The following is a 6,962-nucleotide window of genomic DNA, read 5'->3' on the forward strand; positions in this document are numbered from 1 at the left end:
AATGTTTTAAAATTAAAAGACCACACATCAAGCGAATAGGATGAGCAGGGCGACCGTTAGTGTTGCAATACAAAGGAGAAAAAGCATTTTCAAAACATTCCCAATTAATCTTATTACTAAGTTGGAAAAGGGGATGTTCATGGCTAAGCATGTCCTCTAAAGAAGAGAACATAGAGAGCTGTTTAGATGTACGTTTAAGCATAAATATCTGCAAGATTTATAATGTAAAGGTACAAAAACTTGCAGATATAAGCAAATAATTTACAGGATAATATACTATGAATCAGAGGAATATTAGGTTTATAAGGGAGGACTAAATAAATACCTTTATGGGGTGTTTAACTAAAATCGTTAGTATTTATAGAATGAAAAAATGCCCAATTGGTTAATAAAAACCTATTGAACATTTTCATATTGTTATAAAGAATAGAAATTTTTGTAACCTTTTGTAAGAATATAAATATTGGTTTATAACTTCTTATCTTCAGACGATATGTCACTATCTATAAAATCAACGTATTCGCCTTCATCATCGCTAATTACTTGCTTATTGCGTTTATATTCTGGGCGTTTGTCTACTATAGTATTTCCGTCTACATTTACTCCTTCTTCTACATCTTCTGGGCGGAATCTGCGTTGAGTACGCGTTATTATCTTATAAAATTTATAGGCAATAAGTAATATCGTAACGAGAAATGCAACGAATATAAAGAAAGCAAATTTTAGTATAATCATAGCTTTTTATAAATTAAACCTATATAGGGTAGGGAACTCAAACTTCTATTTCTTTATGAAATACGATATGATGACATACCAAGCAATAATGATAGCCAATCCTGAAATACCAAATATCAGAAGCAAAGGAATACAAGTGAGTAGAAATATATATTTAACTTGATTTCCTTTCCAGTCCCATTCCTTAAACTTAAGTGCAAACATTGGTATTTCTGAAATCATCAGCCATGAACTTACCAGGATACCCCCTAATATAAAAAATAACATATAGGGAGAAGATTCAATCCATTTTCCTGCTCCAATCATAAGTGCCCCCCAAAAGAGAGCATTTGCAGGTGTTGGCAATCCTATAAAACCAAGAGTCTGACGTTCATCAAGATTAAATTTGGCTAAACGTAACGCTGAAAAGGCTGCCATAATGTAGGCTGCAAAAGGAAGTACGAAGCGTAATGAATCAAACATAGGTGGGTAAGCCATAATACTTAATTTGCTAAACAAAATTGTAGATGGCGCTACACCAAAGGTAATGACATCAGCAAGTGAATCAAGTTCTTTACCAATTGGAGAACTAACATTTAAAAGTCTTGCTGACATTCCATCAAAGAAATCGAAGATAGCTCCGATAATTATCCAAGTAAACGATAATTCAATATTTCCACTAAAAGCGAATGCAATAGCAATACAACCCGATATAAGGTTGCAGCAAGTTATCGTATTGGGTATGTGTTTCTTGATTGTCATTTTTCATTAACTAATTAGCTAACAAAAGGGACTAACTAAGTTTTGCAAGGATAGTTTGGTCGCCTCTTGTAGATTGTCCCATCTTTACGCAGATTTCAGAATCTATCGGTAAGAAAACGTCTACACGGCTACCTAACTTAATAAAGCCCATGTGTTCGTCAATAAAACATTCATCTCCTTCCTTTGCGTAAGTTACAATACGACGTGCAACTGCACCAGCGATTTGACGACATAGAATATCTCTGCCGTCTGGAGTTGTTATAATAATGTCAGCATGTTCGTTTTCTTCACTTGCTTTTGGTAACCATGCTTTATGGTAGTTACCATCAAAATGCTTGGCAAGTTTTACGGTTCCGTCTACAGGAAACCAATTAGCATGAACATTCCAAAGGCTCATAAAAATAGATACCATAATACGGCGGTCGTGGAAGTACTTATTTTCTTCTACTTCTTCTACTACAACAATGTGTCCATCAGCAGGAGCAACAACAATCTTTTCCGTTTCTTCGCCATCAAAATAGCGAATGGGACAACGATAAAAATTTAAAACAATGCAATAAATTGTTCCAAAAATTGCAATGAAAATCCAAAAAGGTATTTTAGAATCTAAGCCAAACCAAAGCAATAAAGCTATGAGCCCAATGCCAATACCTCCATAAAGAAGCTGGTCTGTGCCTTCGTGATGTATTCTTATTTTCTTGAGTTTCCTCTTAATCTTTCCCATTCTGTGAGAGTGTGGTTTTAACGAATGCAAAGATACTTATTTTTTGTAACTCTCGCAAATTTTTACTCTTATTCTTTTGGACATGTCGCATATATGTCGTATCTTTGAAACTCAAAAACTGTGATAATATAGAATGGAAGATTTCGTACATTTACATGTGCATACACATTATTCAATCCTTGACGGCCAGTCGAAGGTAACATATCTTGTTGATAAAGCTGTAAAGAATGGAATGAAAGGTATGGCAATTACTGATCATGGTGTAATGTATGGAATAAAAGAATTTGCCGATTATTGTGCTAATATAAACAAAGCGCGAAAAAAGAATGGCGAAGAACCTTTTAAACCTATCTTTGGTTGTGAGATGTATGTAGCTCGACGTCGTAAAGAAGATAAGGTGAAAGAGATGCACGATAATTCTGGTTATCATCTTATAGTATTAGCCAAAAATTACAAAGGGTACAAGAACCTTATTAGGTTGGTTTCGCATGCTTGGGTTGACGGATATTATTATCGTCCAAGAACTGATCGTGCTGATTTAGAAAAGTATCATGAAGGATTAATTGTTTGTACAGCTTGCTTAGCTGGTGAGATTCCACGTAATATAATGAAAGGAGACATGGAAGCTGCTCGAGAAGCTGTAGAATGGTATCACAGAGTTTTTGGGGAAGATTTTTATTTGGAGTTGCAGCGTCATGAAGTAAAAGATCCAACGTTGTTAGCCAATCGAGAAGCCTTTCCTTTGCAACAAAAAGTTAACCGTGTTTTATTGCAATTTGCAAAAGAATACGGAATAAAATATGTGTGTACCAATGATTGTCACTTTGAAGATAAAGAAACGGCAGAAGCACATGATCACTTACTTTGTCTTTCCACACAAGAGGATTTAAATTCTCCTACTCGAATGCGTTACTCGAAACAAGAGTGGTTTAAAACGCGTGAAGAGATGAATGAAGTTTTCTCTGATTTGCCAGATGCTCTAAGTAATACGTTGGAAATACTCAATAAGGTTGAAATTTATAACATAGATAATGGCCCCATTATGCCATTTTTCCCTATTCCTGAAAGTTTTGGAACAGAAGAAGAATGGCGAACAAAGTTCAGCGAACAACAACTATACGATGAATTTACTACCGATGAAAATGGAGAAAATCAGCTTTCTCCAGAAGATGGACAGGCTGTTATAGACCGTTTAGGTGGTTATGAAAAAATTTATCGTATAAAGTTTGAAGCTGACTATTTGGCCAAACTTGCACACGATGGAGCAAAACAATTGTATGGAGATCCTATTCCTGAAGACGTAGAGAAAGCGATAACATTTGAATTGCACGTAATGAAGACAATGGGTTTTCCTGGATATTTCCTCATAGTTCAAGACTTTATCAATGCTGCTCGAAACGAATTAAATGTAATGGTTGGACCAGGACGTGGTTCAGCAGCAGGTTCAGTTGTGGCTTATTGTTTAGGAATAACACGAATAGATCCCTTAAAATATGACTTGCTTTTTGAACGTTTTTTGAATCCAGATCGTGTAAATCTTCCTGATATTGATACAGACTTTGATGATGATGGCCGGGGAAGAGTATTGCAATGGGTAATGGATAAGTATGGTGAGGAAAATTGTGCACATATCATTACTTATTCTACAATGGCAACTAAGAACTCTATTAAAGATGTTGCGCGTGTTGAGGGTTTACCATTGGAGGTTTCAAATCGGCTTTGTAAAGCGATCCCAGAACGTTTACCCGATGGCATGAAAATGAATTTAAAGAATGCCATTGCTTGCACACCATTGTTGCAAGAAGCTGAAGTTAGCGAAGATAACCGCGAACGCAATACTATTAAGTATGCAAAGATGTTGGAAGGAACAGTGCGTGGAACAGGAATTCATGCTTGTGGCTTTATAATTTGTCGAAACCCTATCAGTGATTGGGTTCCTATTTCTACTGCGACAGATCCAGATTTTCCAGACCAAAAGGTTCCTGTTACTCAGTATGATGGACATGTTATTGAAACGACAGGACTAATAAAAATGGACTTCCTTGGACTAAAAACATTGTCTGAGATTAAGGAAGCATGCAAAGTAATTAAGCAAACTACAGGTGATATAATAGATATCGAGAATATTCCTATTGACGATGAACTAACTTACCAGCTTTATCAAAAAGGACAAACTATTGGAACATTCCAGTTTGAATCGGCAGGTATGCAGAAATATTTGCGTGAATTACACCCGACTGTATTTGAGGATCTTATTGCAATGAATGCTCTTTATCGTCCAGGTCCAATGGATTATATTCCTGATTTTATTAAACGTAAGAATAATCCTGCGTTGGTTCAGTACGATATTCCTTGTATGGAGAAGTACTTGAAGGATACGTATGGTATTACCGTTTATCAAGAGCAAGTGATGTTGTTAAGTCGTCAGCTTGCAAATTTCACTCGTGGTGAGAGTGATGCTTTGCGTAAGGCTATGGGTAAAAAGAAGAAGGCCATAGTAGACCAAATGAAACCTAAATTCCTTGCGCAAGGAAAGGCAAATGGACATGACCCCGAAATTTTGGAAAAAATATGGGGTGATTGGGAAAAGTTTGCAAGTTATGCATTTAATAAGTCGCATGCAACATGTTATTCGTGGGTAGCATATCAGACAGCTTATTTGAAAGCACATTATCCTGCCGAATTTATGGCAGCTTTGATGACACGTCGGTTTAGTCAGATTACTGAAATTACAAAGTTGATGGAAGAGTGCAAGTCGCTTAAGATATTAACATTAGGGCCTGATGTAAATGAAAGTCAGATGGAATTTGGTGTGAATAAGAAAGGTGAAATTCGTTTCGGTCTATCTGCTATTAAAGGAATGGGAACGGGTGCTGCTATGGCAATTGTAAACGAACGCGAGAAGAATGGCCCTTATAAAAGTATTTTCGATTTTGCTGAGCGAATTGATCTTAGCAATGTGAACCGCAAAGCTTTTGAAAGTTTGGCTTATAGTGGAGGTTTTGATAGCTTTGGTTTGCAACGAGAAGAATTCTTTGGTGTGAATGCTAAAGGTGTAACTTTCCTCGATTCTTTGGTTCGTTATGCGCAGTTATTCCAACAAGAGAAAGCACAAATGCAAAATTCACTCTTTGGTGGTGATGATGCTGTTGAAATAGCACAGCCTGTTGTACCCAAAACTGAACGTTGGCCTAGTATTGAAAAACTAAATAGAGAACGCGAGCTAGTTGGTATCTATCTCTCAGCACACCCTTTAGACGATTACAGTGTGATTTTGAATAATTTGTGTAATACGCATGTAGAAGAAATTGGTAGAGGTGCAGATTTGGAAGAACTATCAAAGCGTGAGGAAATAACCTTTGGTGGAATTATTACTGCAGTAAACGAGCGTTTTTCTCAAAAGACGGGTAAGCCTTTCGGATTTGTTACAATAGAAGATTTTGAAGGTTCGGGAGAACTTGCCTTGTTTGGCGACGATTGGGCACGATGGAATGGCGTAATGAAAGAAAACTACACGATATATGTAACAGCAAAGTGTCAGTCTCGTTATCGTAATAGTAATATTTACGAACTGAAAGTGCTAAAAGTAGAACAGCTTTATGATGTAAAAGAACACAGATTAGAGCGCTTTACCATTTCAATGGATGCTTCTTCCGTGAACGATCAAATGGTTTCAGACCTTGTTACTCTCGTTGATGGGAATGAAGGAACCACACAACTTTGTATAGAATTATACACCGCTGACCAATCATTAGTTACTTTGTATAGTCTAAGTAAAGGCGTAAATGTAGATCGTACATTGCTCGACTTTATTGCCAAAGAAGAGAATATGGATTATAGGATAAACTGACATATCAGAAAAGTTGGCATAATATTTGGAGAATATTTAGAAAATAAGAAAATAATTGTTTAACAAAAAATCTAAAAAACATGGAAGTTGAAATTACAACCGAAAATTTTGAGAGTTATAAGAATGGTGAATTGCCATTGGTAGTTGACTTGTGGGCAACTTGGTGTGGTCCTTGCAAGATGATTGGCCCAATCATTTCTGAATTGGCAAATGAATACGATGGTAAGATAGTTGTTGGTAAATGCAATATTGAGGACAACGACGATGTAGCTATCGATTATGGAGTGCGTAACATTCCTACTATTCTCTTCTTTAAGAATGGTGAATTGGTAGATAAGTTTGTTGGTGCTGCATCTAAAGATAAGCTCGACGAGAAATTTAAGACTTTGCTTTAATTAAGCAGTTAAATACGAAAAGTAAAGAGGGTGTGTCAAAATACTAATTTGGAACTTGACAACTTATAATCTGTAAGTTGAACTCCTATAAAAGCAAAGAAGAGTCCATTTCTCAACTCAATAATGAGTTTGAAATGGATTCTTCTTATAGGGGTTATTTCAATCTGTAAGATTTAGAAAGGTGGATTTATATTTTGACACACCCTCTTTTTCATACTTATTTTTTTAATCTAAAGATTCAGCAGATTTATTTTTTAATAGCGTTACGTATCAGTATAGTCGTTTGAAGAAATCATCATTATAAAATTCAAAAAATGTAATTACAATTTTCAAAAATGTAATTACATTTTTTATTTTTATAATTACCTTTTTCTTGTTTATTTATTTTTCTCTTAAGAACTTGTTGATTTACTCTTATTATAATAGATAAAGTTGAGTATTTATAAAACCATACACCAACGATAAATAGTCGTTCCTTAAAAACAATATTTCAGCATAAAGCTTGTATTGACAAGCT

General features: G+C 35.5%; 6 protein-coding genes. 2 read left to right on the forward strand and 4 right to left on the reverse strand.

Features of this window, described 5'->3' with window-relative positions; genetic code table 11:
• From HXN26_RS10570 to HXN26_RS10585, 4 genes are all read right to left on the reverse strand, one after another.
• Window positions 1–202: transposase (locus tag HXN26_RS10570; RefSeq protein ID WP_475852963.1), on the reverse strand; the 202-nt coding region annotated here is incomplete at its 3' end.
• A 266-nt stretch (window positions 203–468) separates the two neighbouring features.
• Window positions 469–735 (reverse strand): DUF4834 domain-containing protein, encoded by a 267-nt coding sequence (locus tag HXN26_RS10575; RefSeq protein ID WP_273161195.1) that lies wholly within the window; start codon window positions 733–735, stop codon window positions 469–471.
• Window positions 736–780: 45 nt separating this feature from the next.
• Window positions 781–1,476 (reverse strand): CDP-diacylglycerol--serine O-phosphatidyltransferase, encoded by a 696-nt coding sequence (gene pssA / locus HXN26_RS10580; protein ID WP_273161197.1) that lies wholly within the window; start codon window positions 1,474–1,476, stop codon window positions 781–783.
• A gap of 31 nt (window positions 1,477–1,507) precedes the next feature.
• Window positions 1,508–2,200 carry a phosphatidylserine decarboxylase family protein gene (locus HXN26_RS10585; RefSeq protein ID WP_273161198.1) on the reverse strand — a complete coding sequence of 231 codons (693 nt, stop codon included), beginning with the start codon at window positions 2,198–2,200 and terminating at the stop codon, window positions 1,508–1,510.
• A 133-nt stretch (window positions 2,201–2,333) separates the two neighbouring features.
• On the opposite strand from HXN26_RS10585, the gene dnaE reads away from it, so the two are divergent.
• Window positions 2,334–6,050, forward strand: a complete 3,717-nt coding sequence (dnaE, locus tag HXN26_RS10590) for a DNA polymerase III subunit alpha (protein ID WP_273161200.1) — start codon at window positions 2,334–2,336, stop codon at window positions 6,048–6,050.
• An 80-nt stretch (window positions 6,051–6,130) separates the two neighbouring features.
• Window positions 6,131–6,445: a thioredoxin gene (trxA, locus tag HXN26_RS10595; RefSeq protein WP_025000985.1), complete on the forward strand. Its 315-nt coding sequence runs from the start codon at window positions 6,131–6,133 to the stop codon at window positions 6,443–6,445.
• Window positions 6,446–6,962 lie beyond the last annotated feature (517 nt).

Source organism: Prevotella aurantiaca, assembly GCF_015262605.1.
In the GTDB taxonomy this organism is placed as follows: Bacteria; Bacteroidota; Bacteroidia; order Bacteroidales; family Bacteroidaceae; genus Prevotella; species Prevotella aurantiaca.